Origin of the sequence: Bacillus sp. NPDC077411 (genome assembly GCF_044543425.1) — a bacterium.
GTDB classification, from domain to species: Bacteria; Bacillota; Bacilli; order Bacillales; family Bacillaceae_G; genus Bacillus_A; species Bacillus_A bruguierae.
Genome location: NZ_JBITWA010000008.1, coordinates 47472 through 65014, shown reverse-complemented (window position 1 = coordinate 65014; position 17543 = coordinate 47472). Strand labels below are relative to the sequence as shown.

The window sequence follows — 17543 nt, the reverse complement described above, 5'->3', positions numbered from 1 at the left end:
GCTGTTAATTAGAACGAGTTGGAATTTGTGCAATGAATTTGCTTTAATAAGATACAAAGCTATGAAAGGAGTTTTCTAAATGAAATGGCCACTCTCTTCGTATGAAGGCGACACATTAGACGTTGCGAAACGGTTACTTGGACATAAACTCGTTCACATTGTAGATGGCATAAAACGAAGCGGAATCATTGTCGAAGTAGAAGCATATAAAGGACCTGATGATAAAGCGGCACATAGCTATGGCGGGCGCCGTACAGAACGAACAGAAATTATGTACGGGGCTCCTGGTCATGCTTACGTATATCTTATTTATGGGATGTATCATTGTTTTAATATCATTACAGCACCAGAAGGTATCCCGCAAGGAGTGTTAATTCGGGCATTAGAGCCAGTAGAAGGTATTGAAGAAATGAAGCAAGCAAGATACGGTAAACAAACGATTACGAAATCACAATTCAAAAACTTAACAAACGGACCTGGAAAGCTCTGCAAAGCACTGGGAATTACGTTAGAACAAAAAGGGCTTCTCCTTACGAGTGATGAGCTATATGTTGAACAGGTTTCTCCAGAACATCACCTTTCTCATACATATAACATCACCGCAGGCCCTCGTATTAATATTGATTACGCCGAAGAAGCGGTGCACTATCCATGGCGTTTTTACTTTCAAGATCATCCGTTTGTTTCGAAATAAAGTGAAACTTCCATCAGTGGGTTTTTTTCATCCCCCACTGATGGAAAGCTCTCACCAATCGGGCTTTTACGGGCAGTTATCTCCCTCCTATCTTCTCCGCTTCTCTCTATCTTAAGATGGTGGGGCTTACTGCCCACGAATAGCGGGATGAACGAAAAAGGTGTTTTCGATACATGAAAACACCTTTTCTTTCCATCACTTCGTATATCTCATATGCTTCTTTTGTTCACGAATATCTAATTCAGGAAGGTGTTCATGAACAAGGATGATGACTTCCTCAATTAACGATTCTAATTCTTTTGTACTTTTTTCTGGATTGCCCATTAAAATAGTAGTCATTCGATCATGAAGATTTTCTGGTTTGATTGTCATGCGTTCAGTATTAAAAGGCATCCATTTAAACGCAGGATGATGCACATACATTTGATTCAATCCAAATAGAACACCAAACAACTTCTTCTGCACCTCACAAATGACATCATAGAACATCAACCAATCTTTTCTTTTCAAAAGTGCTTCGCGGTTATTCCAACGATTTCCAATCCAAAGATTTTCTGAAACCATATGTTTGGAAAGTTCTACAGGATATTCTGCCACTCTATTTTTTAGCATGTTAACTTTTTCTTCTCCGTACAAGCTCACACCATCTTGAATAGAAGCCACAATACATTGTTTATTATAATCCGTTTCATACTTATCCACCACATCAGAAATGAAACGTTCCACTGCCAAAGATAAAAAGTTGCTTATTTCTAATTTAATACCTTCTTTCGTTATATAAGATTCAGACCACTCTTCCTCTTCATAAGGATAATAGGACAAAATCTGTCCTTCCACACGTTGTATCGGTGCCTGACGATCTTCATCTTCTGGTGCTCTTGACCACAAAATATGTAACTCTATATCAGAATTTTCATCATGCCAATTTCTTGATACAGATCCAGCTAAAATAATAGCTTCCACTTTCGGATTTTCTTTATATATAGCTGCCATCTCTATTGATTTCTGTATTAAATTCATGTCATTTCCCCCATAAAAATTTTAAACTCTCTCCCCTAAGCTTTCATACAAATACTTTATTTCTACTAATAGAACAATAATTCCTTCTATTTAAATATTCCATCTTCATACTTGTACAGAAAAAGAAAAAACACTTCCTCGCTTACGAGAAAGTGCCTCTTTCTTATGATTGCATGTATACGTTATATAAGTCTTCAAGCGGCTTCATGATAATTTTGTTTACATCGCCGATTAAGACATTTAGACGTTGCTCTGCTTGCATTAAGTTTGTAATTTTTGCATTTTGTTGTACCATTGCTACAACTTCTTGCGCCTTTTGGTTATCTTCTTCTGTTAATTGCTCACCTTGCATCATTTTTTGCTGAAGCTCCATTTGCATCATACGGAAACGCTCAAATAGTTGTTTCGCCTCTGCGTCTGCTTGTACTTCTGCATAGCTCACTTTTAATGATTGAAAGTCTGGATGTTCTGCAATTGCTTTTTGTAATTCATACGCAACATCATGCATGTTTTTTGTCATTATATATATCCTCCTTGCAGTGTGATACATTATCACACTGTTTATATGTTTTCGATACTTACATACTCTTCTTACGATATCAGACTATGTATCATATGTGAAGTAAATTCACTTTATGACAGTATAATTAATAATAACCCTTGCAGGGCTCCAATTAAGCCGCCAAGTAATGCTCCTAAATACGTAATCATTTTCAATTTGCTTTGTAACTCGTTCTTCCATATGAATCATATCTAGCTTCTTTAACACTTCATGTAATGTTTGCTCGTTCATCAAAAGCTTGTCCGCTGCTGTTTGAGCCCAGCCGATGACCGCGCCTATTCCTGTTGTTGTTAATAAATTTAGCCACATATTCAAACTATATCAACCTTCCGTTTCTCAAATATACATAAATCGCTGCTATACAGAACAAATCGTGACCGCTACTCGCTTTCTCCCTTTGTTTTCGAAAAAACTTCTATGTATGAAGGCAGTTTACCCCGCTATTTGTGGGGTATGAAGAACCCCCACACAGATGGAAGTTTCACTTTATTACATATCCTTCATTATAAATGCTCTATAATGCGCCAGCAAACGAGATACTAGCCTACCTTTGAAAAATATTCTGTATAAAATCCAGAGCAATTGGTATAAGAAATATTTCTTTGAATATTAGTCAATTAGATACACGTTTAACTCCCTATGAAAGGAGGTTGTCTCATGATCCTCGGACTATTAACATCACGTTTCCATCATGAGCGAGAATACTACACAGAAATCGCAAAGCGTGCATGCTCCCATCACATTACCGTTGCACAGTTTACTCCCTTTAACATCAATCCAAAAACAGAGCTTGTTGACGGACTTCTCTTTGATGCCAATCAGCAAGATTGGATAGAGCAGCAATTTGTCATTCCATCTCACATATACAACCGATGCACATACAAAAATGAAAAAAATTTTAAAAAAGCGCTCCCTATTATCAAATGGCTTCAAAGACGCCCGCAATCCTTATTTTTAAACGATGAACTTCCAAATGAAACCGATATGTATGAAATTCTTGTAAAAAACAAAAAACTAGCACCCTATGTTCCCTTAATAAAACACGCAAATGAAAAGACAACGTTACAACTATTACAAATGAAAAAAGATCTGGTTATAAAGCCGTTGCATTCACTTTCCAAACAAAATATGTACCACATTTCTTATCAAAACCGTCTGTTTCATGTTACTACATTAGAACGAAACCACTTTCTAACAAAAAAATTTCAAACAAGAAATACATTTTTATCTTGGTTACAATCATTGCTTCAAACATGTAAGTATACAGTACGGCCTATGGCGCAAGCATCTCCTGTTCATATTCGCTCTCTTTTACAGAAAAACAAACAAGGTACATGGGAAGAGCAAGAAAAGTTAGTTCAAATAGACGACACACCTTGTTCTTTCTTATTTCCTCTTACAGAGCAAACACGTTTTATTCCGTTTACAAAGTGGCAACACCAACTATCAAAAATTGACTTTACATTATTACAAGATAGTTTACACATTATTACGAAAGAAACGCCCCAAGCTTTAGATGGCGTCACTTCTCACCTTTTTGAACTAGAACTTTCTATTATAATGGACAATAACGGCGCTGTTTGGCTATATCAAGTAGATACCAATCCTACTTACACCAATTTTATTCAACACAATGTTGATCTTGCTGAAAAAGTATACACAGCACCGCTTCACTATTACCGCCATATAAGCAGAAGCAAGAACAGTAAACTGGAGATGTAAATATGCTATAAAAAACCCGCCTCAACTTTTTGCTGAGACGGGTTTTCATATAAGCTGTACAGTGATTTCGGTTTGCTTTTCACAAAGCGGGCAATATAAAAGATGAAGGCAATACTGCTCTGAGTCATGTGCAGATAGTCCATCAACTTTCTCTAGCAGTTCTTGATCCTGATATGCGCTATATGGTCCTAAATAATCGACCGCTTTCCCGTAATCTTGCAGTTGACTCTTACAATTAGGACAAGTGTATTCTTTATACTCTAATGCATTACAAAGCGGACATATCGCCATTTTGATTCCTCCAAAAAAAGGGACGGTATTCCCGTCCCCTATAGCTATTTTCGTTTATTTTTGGAAACCACCTAAATGTTGCTCTGCATAAGACACAAGACGTTTTGTAATTTCACCGCCAACAGATCCGTTTGCGCGTGCTGTTGCATCTGGGCCAAGTTGTACGCCAAACTCAGTTGCGATTTCATACTTCATTTGATCTAAAGCAGCTTGTGCACCTGGAACTGCAAGACTATTGTTTCTAGCCATGTTATCTCACCTCCTTGTATTGGTGTATTCATAGTATGTAAAAGCATATTTTTTCTATCCAAACAAAACATGTGTAATTTTTGACATTATTTCATTTTACAAATTTTACAAAGTAACAACTCGCATATCTTTCTACGTATCATCCATACTATGAATACAATTACTCCACACGATGGATTAGTGCCAAACGGGGCAATTCTGGTTCAACTCCAGCTAATCCAACCAAAACTCACTCTAAGGAGGACATATACTATGACAAACCAACGTTCTAATCAATTAGTAGTACCTGGTGCAGAGAGCGCTTTAGACCAAATGAAATACGAGATTGCAACTGAATTTGGAGTATCATTAGGTGCTGATACAACAGCTCGTGCAAATGGTTCAGTAGGTGGAGAAATTACAAAGCGTTTAGTAGCAATGGCTGAACAAAGCCTTGGCGGATTTCAAAAATAAATATATATGGCAAAAAGGTCTCAAGCATCGCTTGAGACCTTTCTATATACATACACAAACATAAAACCACTCTTCTTATTTTAAAAGGGCGAGAGGAACTGGCCGTGCATAGGAGCGGTCAGGGCCTTTTCCTGCCACATGCCATGTTTTAAACAAAAAGAGCAAGCAAGTGCATATCACTTTTTGTTTTACATAACAGCAACTCGGATGTTGAAAAATCAAAATAAATCTATATATTACTGCAGCATTTGTAAAAACTTCTTCGTACGCTCTTCTTTCGGATGTACTAACACTTCTTCCGGTGTTCCTTGCTCGACAATGACACCGCCATCCATAAAAATAACACGGTTTGCAATTTGATGTGCAAAGCGCATCTCATGCGTAACAATGACCATCGTCATCCCTTCCTGTGCAAGTTCGCGCATTACTTTTAGCACTTCTTGCACCAGTTCAGGATCAAGCGCTGATGTCGGTTCATCAAATAAAATGACTTGCGGCTCCATCGCCAGCGCACGTGCAATCCCTACGCGCTGCTGCTGTCCACCTGAAAGCTGAAATGGATATAAATCCATTTTATCACCGAGTCCCACTTTTCTTAGAAAGTACTCTGCTCTTTCTTTTGCCTTCTCTTTTGAAACCTTCTTTACCGTGACAAGGCCTTCCATTACGTTTTCACGAGCTGTAAAATGCGGGAATAAATTGTGATGCTGAAACACCATACCTGTTTGCGTGCGCAAATTCACAATACCCTGCTTCGTCACTTTTTTCGAAAAATCAAGTGTTTCATCACCGATACGAATGACACCGCTATTCGGCGTTTCTAATACGTTTAGACAACGAAGCAATGTCGTCTTCCCCGAACCAGAAGGCCCAATAATCACAACGACTTCACCTTTATCTACGTTCATATCAATTTGCTGCAAAACGGTGTTATCACCGAAACTTTTTTGTAAATGTTGAATTGAAATCATAGAAACAAAAACTCCTTTTAACAAGGATTATTTTAAAATATAACGCTCTGTCCGTTTTTCCAGCATTTGCTGTACAATCGATAATAAGAAACAAATGACCCAGTAAATCAGTCCTGCTTCTGTATAAACGATTAAGAATTCATAGTTTGTCGCTGCAATTTCCTGTGCTTTTCGAAACATTTCTGTTACTAAAATTAATGACGCCAGCGATGTGTCTTTAATCAAACTAATAAATGTATTAGAAAGAGGTGGAATTGAAACGCGCGTTGCCTGCGGCAAAATAACGCGGCGCAGTGCTTGCGGGTACGACATACCAATTGTATACGCAGCTTCCCATTGCCCTTTCGGAATCGATAAAATCGAAGCGCGAATAATTTCTGAAGCGTACGCTCCGACATTTAACGAAAATCCAATAATCGCTGCTGGGAACGAATCAATTGTAATTCCAATCGTTGGCAACCCATAAAAAAGAATAAATAACTGAACAAGAAGCGGTGTACCACGAATAATAGATACATAGATGCGTGCAATCCATTCTAACACACGATTTCCAGAAATGCGGCATAGCGCTGTTAACGTCGCTAACGCCAAACCAATTATAAATGTAATCAATGTCAGCGGTATCGTATTGAAAAGAGCACCCTTCAGCATAGGCATAAAGGATGCTTTTGTTATATCAACCCAAACAGATAATCGATCTAAATCCAATATAGCATTACTTAGATACATCTTCACCAAACCATTTCTTCGATATTTTGTCGTAAGTGCCGTCTTTTTTCATGTCATCTAATGCTTTATTTACTTCCGCAACCAATTTGTCACTGCCTTTACGGAACATGAAACCACTTTTTGATGCTTCTTTTTCTGTATCAACAATTTTTACTTTTGCATCCGGTTTTGTTTTTAAGTAATTTAACACAGATAAACGATCATTAATTGTGAAATCAACGCGGCCTGAGTTTAATAATTCAACCGCTTGGTTAAAGCCTTCTACCCCAACGATTTCTGCACCATTTTTCTTCGCAATGTCGCTAAAGTTACTCGTTAAAGACTGTGCTGCTTTTAACCCTTTCACATCTGTAAATTTCGCTGGCTTGTCTTTATCTTTTGGAATAACAAGTACTGCTGAAGATGATACGTATGGATTAGAGAAGTCGTATTTCTTTTGGCGATCTTCACGAATTCCGACTTCGTTCGCAATCATATCAACACGCTTTGCATCAAGCCCAGCAAATAAGCTATCCCATTGTGTTTCTTTAAATACTGCTTTCACGCCAAGACGCTTTGCTACTTCTTCTGCAATTTCAACATCAAACCCAGTCAACTTTCCACTTTCATCATGGAATGTGAACGGCGGGTATGTACCTTCTGTACCAACAACAAGCTCTCCGCTCTTCTTAATTTGCTCAAGCGCATCTTTGCTAGTACCCTCTGCTGTATGATCTTTTTCTTGTTTTCCGCAACCTGCTACAACTCCCACAACCAGTAGTGCAAGTACGAAAAATGAAAGTAATTTTTTCATGATGACAATCCTCCAAGTATTCTGATAGGAATTTAAGAATAACATTAACTTATTCTATTCAATCTTGCAACATTTTTCAATTAAAATGTTTTCACTTAGTGTATCCTTTTCGTTCAAAATCAAACGTGTTGAACATCGCGGATATATCGGCAGGCACAAAAAAAGAACTTGCCACCCTGGCAAGTTCTTTAAGAATCTAACACACAATATCCAATCATTCCGCATAATAACAAAAAGAACGCAATGTTAAAGGTAACTGATAATTCCTCCATTTCTATTCCCCCTTTCGTTCAACGTATCATATAACCAAAGGGAGAATACGTCCTACTTGTAAACATTGTTTTAAAATTATCTGAACATTCCGTGAACACTATGCACTTTGACTACCTGCAATTTGCGTTTTGTACATTTCATAGTAACGACCTTGCTTTTCCATCAACTCCTCATGTGAGCCCTTCTCAAGAATCGTTCCGCGGTCTAGTACGATAATTTGGTCAGCGCTTTTAATTGTTGATAAACGGTGGGCAATAATAAATGTCGTTCGCCCTTTTTTCACGACTTCGAGCGCCTGTTGAATCATTGCCTCTGTTTCCGTATCAATGCTGGATGTTGCCTCATCTAAAATTAAAATAGCTGGATCAAAGGCAAGGGCCCGGGCAAAAGAAATGAGCTGCCTTTCACCTGTTGAAAGCGTACTTCCTTTTTCCGTTATTTCTTCCTCAATGTTACCAGCAAAACGCTCTGCACCAACATCACGCAGCGCTTTCACAATCGTTTCCTTCGAAATTCGTTCTTGCTCTAAACTTACATTGGAAGCAACTGTTCCTGTAAATAGAAATGGATCTTGCAGTACAATTCCCATATGTTCGCGAAGCGCTTGTTTTGGCACTTCTTTTATATCGTGTCCATCAATTGTGATGCTGCCTTTTTGAAATTCATAAAACTGAAAGAGTGCATTCATAATCGAACTTTTTCCCGATCCGGTGTGCCCGACTAACGCAATTGTTTCCCCTTGCTTTGCTTCAAAGGAAATATTTCGCAGCACTTCATCTTTCCCGTTATAAGAAAACGAAACGTTATCAAAACGAACATTTCCTCTTATCGACGGAATGTGCTCTTCCTGCACCGCTTCTCCCTTTTCATCTAGCAATTCAAATACACGCTCTGCAGCAACGCGCGCTTGCTCTAAGTTTGCTAACTGATTCACCATATTTGTAATCGGCGAAAATAATCGCGTTAAATAATCAACGAACGCATATAACACACCTAATGAAATCACTCCTGCTGCACTTAATGATGCGCCGCCAAAGTACCAAATCACACCTGTAAATGCAATGTTGCGGAGTACACCAACTAAGTTATGAGACGTCGCTGCATTTAAACTTAAAATTTTATTTTGGTACATATAATACTCTTCATTTAATTGTTCAAATTCTTGTTTTGCCCTGTGCTCTTGACGAAACGCTTGAATGATTGGCATCCCTTGAATGGATTCATTCACTGTTCCATTAATGTCCGACAAGCGTGAGCGCATTTTATGATTGTATGCAGCTGCATATTTTCGATAAAAAATCGCCCACACACATAAAATTGGAATAAGGATTAAACACATAAAAGCAAGCTTTACATCCAATAAGAACAAGGCAACAAAAATACCAATAATATAAATAAAGCTAGAAAAGAATGTCGATAATACCGTTACATATAGTTCGCGAATCGCCTCCGTATCATTTGTCACACGAGAAACAATTTTCCCGGCCGGCAAATGATCAAAGTAGCGAATCGGTAATGTTTGAATGTGAGAAAACACGTCTTCTCGCATAATTTGAATAATTTTATTCGCTGCTTTTTGTAAATAAAATTGTTTTCCATACGCAAAGAGAGACACAACAAGTAATAGTGCTAAATAGCCGCTTCCGAGTATAAGTAGTCGTTTTATTTCTGGCTGATAAAACGAGAAAACTTCTTTCCCTGTCAGCTTCGTTCCTTTATAGACTTGCGCAGCTTCCCCTTTCTGAATCGTCACCATATCTCCTTTTACAGACCGCGTTCCTTCAAGTGAAAGTTTGTTAGGAATAAAATAATAGTCGCGGCCAATTTGAACAATGCGCGCTTCTTTTCCTTTCTGCTCACCTGCTTCAAATCGATCGCTTCGTTTATACCAAGTGTTGTGATAAAAAACAGCATCATCTCCTTTTACTGTTTCATACCAAGGTTTTTCAACACCAACAATATGTTCATCAATCATCGTTTTTGCCACAAACGGCCCAGCTAATTCCGCAATAACGAAAATAAATAACATTGCTAAAGCAATTCCAATCGTTGCTTTTACTTTCATCGCATATTGAAATAATCGTTTTCCAACACTCATATTTTCACCTCGCCTTCTACGATTTCCCCTTGTTGCCTTTCAAACTGTTCTGTATACCAACCGCCCTTTTGAATCAGCATGTCATGCGTTCCTTCTTCAATGATTTCACCATTATCCATCACGAGAATCCAATCCGCATGCTGCGTTGCGGATAAACGATGCGTCGTAATAATCGTCGTTTTCCCGCTTCGTTCTTTCCTGATATTTTCAATAATTGCGGCTTCCGTTCTTGCATCAACCGCTGATAATGAATCGTCTAAAATTAAAATTTCTGGGTTTTGAATGACTGCACGTGCAATGGAAATACGCTGTTTTTGCCCGCCAGATAGCGATACACCTTTTTCTCCAACAAGCGTTTCTAGTCCATCCGTCAAAAATTCCAAGTCTTTCGTAAAAGCAGCAATTTCAATTGCCTTTTGCAGCTCCTCTTCACTTGCCTCTCGGTTACCAAATAAAATATTTTCCCGCGCTGTTTTTGAAAACAGAATGTGTTCTTGCGGAACATATCCAACCCAGCTTAATACTTGATCAATGTGAATGTTTTGCAGCGGTATACCTGACACTGTAATTTCCCCTGTTCCGAGCGGATACTGGCGCAGAAGCTGCCGAACGAGCGTCGTTTTTCCGCTCCCTGTTTTCCCAACAATCCCAAGCGTTTCTCCTCTGCTAAGCGAAAACGAAACGTTTTTTAAATTTAGCGTAGAAGATGTCGGATATGAAAAAGATACATCTTCAAAATCAATACAATCTGGCTGATGTACGCGAAGTGGTTTCTTTACGTTTTGTACATCTTGCTTATATGCTAACGTTTCATTTACACGATCAAGTGAAGCATTCCCGCGCTGCATCACGTTAATCAGCTCACCAATTGCAAACATCGGCCAAATCATCATACCAAGGTACACATTAAACGATACAAGTTCTCCAAGTGTTACCTCGTTTTGAAATACTAAAAACGCTCCGTACACAAGGCCAATTAAATAACTCATCCCAACAAGCATCTTCACTGTCGGTTGAAAAAGCGAATCAATTTTTGCGACTTTCATATTCTTTGCATATACATCTGTCACTAACGTATTAAAGCGCTTCTCATCTTCTCTTTCCTGTACATAAGCGCGAACCACACGTACACCAGCAATCGACTCCAGCACTTTATCATTCATATCTCCAAATGCATCTTGAGCAACTGTAAAGCGCTCATGTAATTTCTTTCCATAAGCACTCACTGCATACGCCATAATCGGCAGCGGTAGTAATGCAGCAAATGTTAACTTCCAACTAATTGAAATACCCATCATAAGTACAATTGTCAGCATATATAAACTCGAATCAACGAGCGTTAAAATACCAAATCCAGCTGTCATGGCAATTGCCTTCAAATCGTTCGTTGCTCTTGCCATTAAATCACCTGTACGGTTTTTCTGATAGAAAGTTGGCGTCATCTTCAGCAAATGTCCCATAAATTTGGAACGCATCGTTTTTTCAAGCACAAATGCACCGCCAAATAACTGATATTGCCACACATAAGAAAGTATATAACCGGCGGCTGCTGCCCCGAGCAACATTCCTACATATTTCATAATCCCCGCATTTGTTAAATCCCCAGCTTTTATATCATCAATTGCTAATCCAATTAACTTTGGCGGGATCACCTCAACGACATTGACAATAAGTAAACAACCAATGGCAATACTATACCTTTTCCAATGCATTTTAAAAAACCATGTTAATTTTTGTAATACAGAAAACAATGTAACCTCTCCCTTCTCGTTGTTGTATAAACATAGGCTCGTTATCCGCTATCTAGCGTCTCCGTTTTTACCATACGCACCTCATACTTTTCCATCGTCATTCCTACCTTTCTAAAATGAATTATTGAAACTATACAAATGTATAGGAACAATCTAAAAAAAGGGACAAAAAAAGGCATACCGTCGCTTTAACGATATGCGAAAAACGCATAAAAGCGTACGTCACGGCACACGCAACGTACGCTTTCTTTTTAAACTAACAAGAAGCGTTATTTGTCCGTAGAGGTTGCGTGATGATATTTATTGTGTAAAACACCTAAGCCATTCATATATACGATTACAATCATCACGCGCACCTCCTTCTTCTTTTATTTTCCATTTTTAATTGTATAACTTTAAAGACTTTTCTGTCAATTATTTTTTTATTTTAAGATCTGTTAAATAAAAATGTTGATTTTGAATAAATTCGATAAAGTATTAAACATCGTAATAATAATATAACGGTTAGCAAAACGAGTTGATCGGTTAATAATTCTTTAACAGAGCCTTATTTCATAATGAAGAAAGCAAATGCAAAAACCATGCCAAAAATAGATTTCACAAACATTTCATTTGAAATTTTTTTTCAAAGCTCATACAATCACCATATACTCACTCTTACAAGTCACTAATTTTTAGGAGGACTTAGCAATGACAACTAGCAATACGTATAAATTTTATATAAATGGAGAATGGAAAGAAAGCTCTTCAGGGCAAACAATCGACATTTCATCTCCATATCTTCATGAAGTAATCGGACAAGTACAGGCAATTACTCGCACGGAAGTAGATGAAGCGATTCAATTGGCGAAAGAAGCTCAAAAAGACTGGTCCGAAGCGTCTCTTCAAGATCGTGCACAATATTTATATAAATGGGCTGATGAGCTCGTGAATATGCAAGATGAAATTGCCGATATCATCATGAAAGAAGTCGGCAAAGGATATAAAGATGCACAAAAAGAAGTTGTTCGTACAGCTGATTTCATTCGTTACACAGTAGATGAAGCTATGCATATGCATGGTGAAAGTATGATGGGTGACAGCTTCCCTGGCGGCGCTAAATCTAAACTTGCAATTATTCAGCGCGCTCCGCTTGGCGTCGTTCTTGCCATCTCACCATTTAACTATCCTGTCAACTTAGCAGCTGCCAAGCTTGCACCGGCCCTTATTACAGGAAACGCCGTTATCTTTAAACCGGCTACACAAGGTGCAATTAGCGGTATTAAAATGATTGAAGCCTTGCATAAAGCAGGCCTTCCAAAAGGACTTGTTAACGTAGTAACAGGACGTGGTTCTGTCATTGGTGATTACTTAGTAGAGCATTCTGGCATCGATATGGTATCGTTCACAGGTGGTACACACACAGGAACGCATTTAGCGAAAAAAGCGGCAATGATCCCACTTGTCCTTGAACTTGGCGGAAAAGATCCTGGTATTGTACGCGAGGACGCAGACTTACAAGAAGCTGCCAAACATATTATTAGCGGGGCATTCTCTTACTCCGGTCAACGATGCACAGCGATTAAACGCGTACTTGTACATGAACATGTAGCAGATGAACTTGTTCGCTTATTAAAAGATGAAATTGCAAAGTTATCTGTTGGTTCTCCGGAACAAGACAGCACGATCGTACCATTAATCGATGATAAATCTGCTGATTTCGTTCAAAGTTTAGTAGACGATGCAGTGCAAAAAGGTGCAACTGTTGTCATCGGCAACAAACGTGAGCGTAACTTAATCTATCCAACACTTCTTGATCATGTAACGGAAGATATGAAAGTCGCTTGGGAAGAGCCATTCGGTCCGATTCTTCCAGTCATTCGCGTTTCTTCTGACGAACAAGCAATTGAAATTGCAAACAAATCTGAGTTTGGTTTACAAGCAAGTGTATTTACAAAAGATATTAACAAAGCATTTCACATCGCAAACAAAATTGAAACAGGCTCTGTTCAAATTAACGGACGCACTGAGCGCGGCCCAGATCACTTCCCATTCATCGGTGTAAAAGGTTCTGGTATGGGCGCACAAGGTATTCGTAAAAGCCTTGAATCTATGACACGCGAGAAAGTAACAGTATTGAATTTGATGTAAAGACAGAAAACCTCTTTTTTAGGTGGGCGAGAGCACCTGGCCATGCATAGTAGCGGTCAGGGCTTTTTTCTGCCACTTGCGAGGTTTCAAACAAAAAAACAAAGTAAAAAGAAGTAGAAAATAATTTCTACTTCTTTTTATATTTTATAAAAATGGTTGCTAGCACTATATTTCTCTCGCACACACTCTATATCATTTTCATATATATATATTAACTTCTGATAGAGAGGAGGCGTTCTTATGGCAGTATCAAGATTAAACGGCCTAGTGGAAGGCGACAAAATTCGTGTGTTTTCAGCAGGACGTGAAATTGACGGTCAAGGCGTTTTCATTCGCGTAGAAAACAACTTCTTAGTTTGGGTTGATAACTTTGCAAATATCAACGTTACAAGCTTAGATACAATTAGCGTTCGTAAAGTTTCCTAATTACCTATAAAATTGTTTTACACTTTCACAAAAAGACACTGGGTCTATATCAAAAGGAGTTATATTAATCCTTTTTGAATAGACTCTGTTCAGATTAACGATGCACAAACTATTCGTAAGAATTTTGAATCTATGACGTGTGAGAAAATAACAGTATTGCATGTAATGTAACTCTATAAAAATGGTTGCTAGTACTACCTCTCTCTCGCACACACTCTCTAACATTTTCATATATATATATTAACTTCTGATAGAGAGGAGGCGGACTCATGGCAGTATCAAGATTAAACGGCTTAGTAGAAGGCGATAAAATTCGCGTTTTTTCAGCAGGAAATGAAATTGACGCTCAAGGTGTTTTCATTCGTGTAGACAACAACTTCTTAATCTGGGTGGATAGCTTTGCAAATATTAACATTACAAGTTTAGATACAATTAGCATTCGTAAAGTTTCCTAATTACCTATAAAATTATTTAACCCTTTCACAAAAAGATACTGGGCCTATTCAAAAAGAGTTATACATACCCTTTTTGAATAGACTCTTTTTTTATAATACGCTTTACACTTTTTATATGACTAATGGTTAAATCATAATCTACGTTAATCCAATATAACCATTCATTTGTACACTCAATAAAGATCCCTTCTGTACTTGTTTCCCCGTCAAATACTTCTATCTTATCTCCTAACGAAAAAAGAGGAGGTAATGCACTCTTTTCTGTTTTTTTACTTACATTCGTTTGTATATTATAGAGTAACCTCATACATTGTTCTAAAGAAGCTGCGAGTTCTTCATTTTGTTTTTTTAGCTCCTCTATCGGATCCGGTTTTTCACACCTGTACATTTCCTTTCCACATATAAAACAGTTTCTCTTTAACCAGCTCTCCATCCGTTTATCCCTCTCAAATAAAGTGCTCTTCATGATAAAAGCTGCACTTTCTCCTTCTTTTATATACATATTGTATGATGCAAATCCATAAGTTGTTTCATTATTTAAAACATACTTTATTATCTCAATCATCTGATTATATTTATTTGCATTGACGAATAAAAATCCATTTGTTACCCTTGGTTATGTTAACTTTATATATAAATCCTCATTCGTATCTCGGTGAGGTAGAGGTTGCAATTATTAATAGTATGATTTGGGAGATGTGTGGCATCGCTGAACAAATCTGAAAGGAATAATTGCCGAAGCAAGAAGTATCCACAACGCTTTTTTGCTGGGTCTGCATTGAATAAGTGCAGGACTGTCACAAGCTGTTTGCTTGTGGAGAGCTATCGAGAGATATGTCCGTGGGTTTCTTAATAAGATTGAGAAGCGCGTGAACATATACGCGCTTTTTTGTTTTGTTTGGAACTTCAAACACATACATATCTCCTCGCTTGACTTGGTTATACTAATTTTGGAGGTAGTTTCTATGCAACAAAAAAAATGGGGTTTTTGGGTACTCACTGCATTTGTAGTTGGAAATATGGTCGGAGCTGGTATTTTCATGGTTCCGAGTACATTAGCACAAACAGCTAGTCCTCTTGGTGTTACATTAGCTTGGTTAACGACAGGATTTGGCGTGTTAATGTTAGCTCTTGTTTTCGGTAATTTAGCAATTCGTCGTCCCGATTTAACAACAGGTCCGCAAAGTCATGCTTATGCACTCTTTTCTTCACAAAAAACGAAAAAAATGGCGGGTTTTAGCATCGTATGGGGCTACTGGGTTGCAAACTGGGCAAGTAACGTAGCGATCATTACATCATTTGCTGGTTATTTATCGCTCTTTTTCCCAATTATGAAAGATACGCATGTATTATTTTCAATCGGAACGTTCAACATTGAAGTTGGAAAACTAATTACGTTCTCTATTTGTACCCTTTTACTGTGGGGGACACATATGATTTTAACGAACGGCATAAACGGTGCTGGGAAATTGAACTTCCTTGCAACAACAACGAAAGTAACAGGATTCCTTCTCTTCATTGTGGTAACGTTATTTGCCTTCCAAGCATCTAAACTTGGACAATGGTATACACCGATTATTGATAAAGAAGGCGTTTCACACGGACTATTATCACAAGTAAACTTAGCTGCCCTAACAACACTTTGGGCCTTTATCGGCATCGAGTCAGCTGTCTTATTATCAAACCGTGCTGTTTCACCAAAAACAGTAAAACGCGCAACTGTTACTGGCTTACTATTAACAGTTGGTATCTATTTAGGAATTACAATCTTAACAATGGGCGTTCTTCATGTCGATAAACTACAAGCATCTGAACGACCATTAGCAGATGCATTATCTGCAGCAATGGGACATGGCGGCGGAAAATTAATGGCGCTGCTTGCACTTACTTCTTTATTTGGATCCATCCTAGGTTGGGTTTTATTAAGTTCAGAAGTACCATATCAAGCAGCAAAAGAAGGATTCTTTCCATCTTTCTTTACAAAAACAAATAAAAAAGGGAGCCCGATTTATTCGCTTCGTATAACAAACATTATGTCGCAAGTGTTCCTATTCTCAACACTATCCGGGACAATTGCCGAGGCGTATACATTTGTTATTACCGTTTCAACACTTGCCTACTTAATTCCATATCTCGTTTCACCAATCTTCCAGCTTAAACTTGTTATGACAGGTGAAACATACGAAAATCAAAAAGGTTCTCGTATCATAGATGGAATCATTGCGGCTATTGCACTTATTTATGCACTATGGGTTATTAAAACAGGATCTTCTGATGTGAAAACATTCCTGCTTGGCATTGGATTATTTATCGTCGGATTTGCATTCTATCCATTAATGAAACGTGATGAGAAAAAAGAGAAACAAAACGAGCAAGTTGCCTAAAAAGGTAGCTTGCTTTTTTATGTACATATAAAGAAAGAAAACCTCTTCTTTAGGGTGGACGAGAGCATCTGGCCGTGTGTGGTAGCGGTCAGGACCTTTTTCTGCCACGTGCGGTATTAAAACAAAAGATATTTTCCAAATTCACCCATGATATCGTGATGTGCATATGATAAAATAACAGAAAAAGGAATAAGGAGTATTTGCAACATGTTACAAGTTTTCAAAAAGAGAAGTGTTGTGCACATTATAGGATATTTATTAGGGATTCTTGGATGCGTTCTCAATTTAACTGTGTGTATTCGCAAATTTTATTTAAATATGGAAATGATAATAGCTCTTTCCTGCCTGCTCATATCGACAATTTTTGTCTTATTCGCGATTATTCTAAACCGCCCATCTCTTATGTGTTTAGCTGTCTTCCCTACTTTACCTATTATGTCTTTGCCTATAATGGTATTAATAATAGCTAATTGCATGTATATTGCAGCAAGCCTATGCATGACAACCGAACACATACCTAAAAAAGGAAAACAGAAAAATAA

At 37.9% G+C, this 17543-nt stretch carries 18 protein-coding genes and 1 riboswitch; of the genes, 7 read left to right on the top strand and 11 right to left on the bottom strand.

The features are described from left to right. Window positions 1-79 precede the first annotated feature (79 nt). A complete protein-coding gene (locus tag ACIGHG_RS12590) occupies window positions 80-694 on the top strand; it encodes a DNA-3-methyladenine glycosylase (RefSeq protein ID WP_336473802.1) in 615 nt (204 codons plus the stop codon). 195 nt (window positions 695-889) lie between these two features. On the opposite strand, the gene ACIGHG_RS12585 is transcribed toward ACIGHG_RS12590, so the two are convergent. The 3 genes from ACIGHG_RS12585 to ACIGHG_RS12575 all read right to left on the bottom strand — a co-directional run bounded on the left by ACIGHG_RS12585 (window position 890) and on the right by ACIGHG_RS12575 (window position 2591). Then, on the bottom strand, window positions 890-1714 hold the full coding sequence (locus tag ACIGHG_RS12585; RefSeq protein WP_336473803.1) for a DUF4037 domain-containing protein: 825 nt from the start codon (window positions 1712-1714) through the stop codon (window positions 890-892). Window positions 1715-1877: 163 nt separating this feature from the next. Next, window positions 1878-2234: a YlbF/YmcA family competence regulator gene (locus tag ACIGHG_RS12580; protein ID WP_090918467.1), complete on the bottom strand. Its 357-nt coding sequence runs from the start codon at window positions 2232-2234 to the stop codon at window positions 1878-1880. A 108-nt stretch (window positions 2235-2342) separates the two neighbouring features. Further along, window positions 2343-2591, bottom strand: coding sequence for a hypothetical protein (locus ACIGHG_RS12575; protein WP_336473804.1), 249 nt, complete (start codon window positions 2589-2591; stop codon window positions 2343-2345). A gap of 342 nt (window positions 2592-2933) precedes the next feature. Between ACIGHG_RS12575 and ACIGHG_RS12570 the strand changes: the two genes are divergently transcribed. Beyond that, a complete protein-coding gene (locus ACIGHG_RS12570) occupies window positions 2934-3998 on the top strand; it encodes a YheC/YheD family protein (protein ID WP_396548697.1) in 1065 nt (354 codons plus the stop codon). Window positions 3999-4043: 45 nt separating this feature from the next. Here the strand turns inward: ACIGHG_RS12570 and ACIGHG_RS12565 are convergent, their stop codons facing one another. Beyond that, on the bottom strand, window positions 4044-4289 hold the full coding sequence (locus tag ACIGHG_RS12565) for a hypothetical protein (protein ID WP_336473806.1): 246 nt from the start codon (window positions 4287-4289) through the stop codon (window positions 4044-4046). 54 nt (window positions 4290-4343) lie between these two features. Beyond that, window positions 4344-4538 carry an alpha/beta-type small acid-soluble spore protein gene (locus ACIGHG_RS12560; RefSeq protein WP_090918472.1) on the bottom strand — a complete coding sequence of 65 codons (195 nt, stop codon included), beginning with the start codon at window positions 4536-4538 and terminating at the stop codon, window positions 4344-4346. A gap of 252 nt (window positions 4539-4790) precedes the next feature. Here ACIGHG_RS12560 and ACIGHG_RS12555 point away from each other — a divergent pair, with 252 nt between their 5' ends. Next, a complete protein-coding gene (locus ACIGHG_RS12555) occupies window positions 4791-4991 on the top strand; it encodes an alpha/beta-type small acid-soluble spore protein (RefSeq protein WP_090918474.1) in 201 nt (66 codons plus the stop codon). A gap of 236 nt (window positions 4992-5227) precedes the next feature. On the opposite strand, the gene ACIGHG_RS12550 is transcribed toward ACIGHG_RS12555, so the two are convergent. From ACIGHG_RS12550 to ACIGHG_RS12530, 5 genes are all read right to left on the bottom strand, one after another. Beyond that, entirely contained in the window at window positions 5228-5962 is a 735-nt protein-coding gene (locus tag ACIGHG_RS12550) for an amino acid ABC transporter ATP-binding protein (RefSeq protein ID WP_396548694.1), read from the bottom strand. 27 nt (window positions 5963-5989) lie between these two features. Beyond that, entirely contained in the window at window positions 5990-6691 is a 702-nt protein-coding gene (locus ACIGHG_RS12545; RefSeq protein WP_336473857.1) for an amino acid ABC transporter permease, read from the bottom strand. Continuing rightward, window positions 6678-7484: an amino acid ABC transporter substrate-binding protein gene (locus ACIGHG_RS12540; RefSeq protein ID WP_336473808.1), complete on the bottom strand. Its 807-nt coding sequence runs from the start codon at window positions 7482-7484 to the stop codon at window positions 6678-6680. The genes ACIGHG_RS12545 and ACIGHG_RS12540 overlap by 14 nt, the downstream gene beginning before the upstream one ends. Window positions 7485-7854: 370 nt before the next feature. Then, window positions 7855-9855, bottom strand: a complete 2001-nt coding sequence (locus ACIGHG_RS12535) for an ABC transporter ATP-binding protein (protein WP_396548691.1) — start codon at window positions 9853-9855, stop codon at window positions 7855-7857. After that, a complete protein-coding gene (locus tag ACIGHG_RS12530; protein WP_336473810.1) occupies window positions 9852-11606 on the bottom strand; it encodes an ABC transporter ATP-binding protein in 1755 nt (584 codons plus the stop codon). Before ACIGHG_RS12530 ends, ACIGHG_RS12535 begins: the two co-directional genes overlap by 4 nt. 690 nt (window positions 11607-12296) lie before the next feature. Here ACIGHG_RS12530 and ACIGHG_RS12525 point away from each other — a divergent pair. From ACIGHG_RS12525 to ACIGHG_RS12515, 3 genes are all read left to right on the top strand, one after another. Next, complete coding sequence (locus ACIGHG_RS12525; RefSeq protein WP_396548689.1) at window positions 12297-13736, top strand: NADP-dependent glyceraldehyde-3-phosphate dehydrogenase; 1440 nt, start codon at window positions 12297-12299, stop codon at window positions 13734-13736. Between the two features lie 240 nt (window positions 13737-13976). After that, window positions 13977-14162, top strand: coding sequence for a hypothetical protein (locus ACIGHG_RS12520; protein WP_336473812.1), 186 nt, complete (start codon window positions 13977-13979; stop codon window positions 14160-14162). 269 nt (window positions 14163-14431) lie between these two features. Next, entirely contained in the window at window positions 14432-14617 is a 186-nt protein-coding gene (locus ACIGHG_RS12515; protein ID WP_336473813.1) for a hypothetical protein, read from the top strand. Between the two features lie 58 nt (window positions 14618-14675). Here ACIGHG_RS12515 and ACIGHG_RS12510 read toward each other — a convergent pair whose 3' ends face one another. Further along, window positions 14676-15182 carry a hypothetical protein gene (locus tag ACIGHG_RS12510; protein WP_396548686.1) on the bottom strand — a complete coding sequence of 169 codons (507 nt, stop codon included), beginning with the start codon at window positions 15180-15182 and terminating at the stop codon, window positions 14676-14678. 88 nt (window positions 15183-15270) lie between these two features. Next, window positions 15271-15450, top strand: a riboswitch (Lysine riboswitch). Between the two features lie 132 nt (window positions 15451-15582). Here ACIGHG_RS12510 and ACIGHG_RS12505 point away from each other — a divergent pair. Beyond that, window positions 15583-17001 (top strand): amino acid permease, encoded by a 1419-nt coding sequence (locus tag ACIGHG_RS12505; protein WP_090918492.1) that lies wholly within the window; start codon window positions 15583-15585, stop codon window positions 16999-17001. Window positions 17002-17543: the final 542 nt, after the last annotated feature.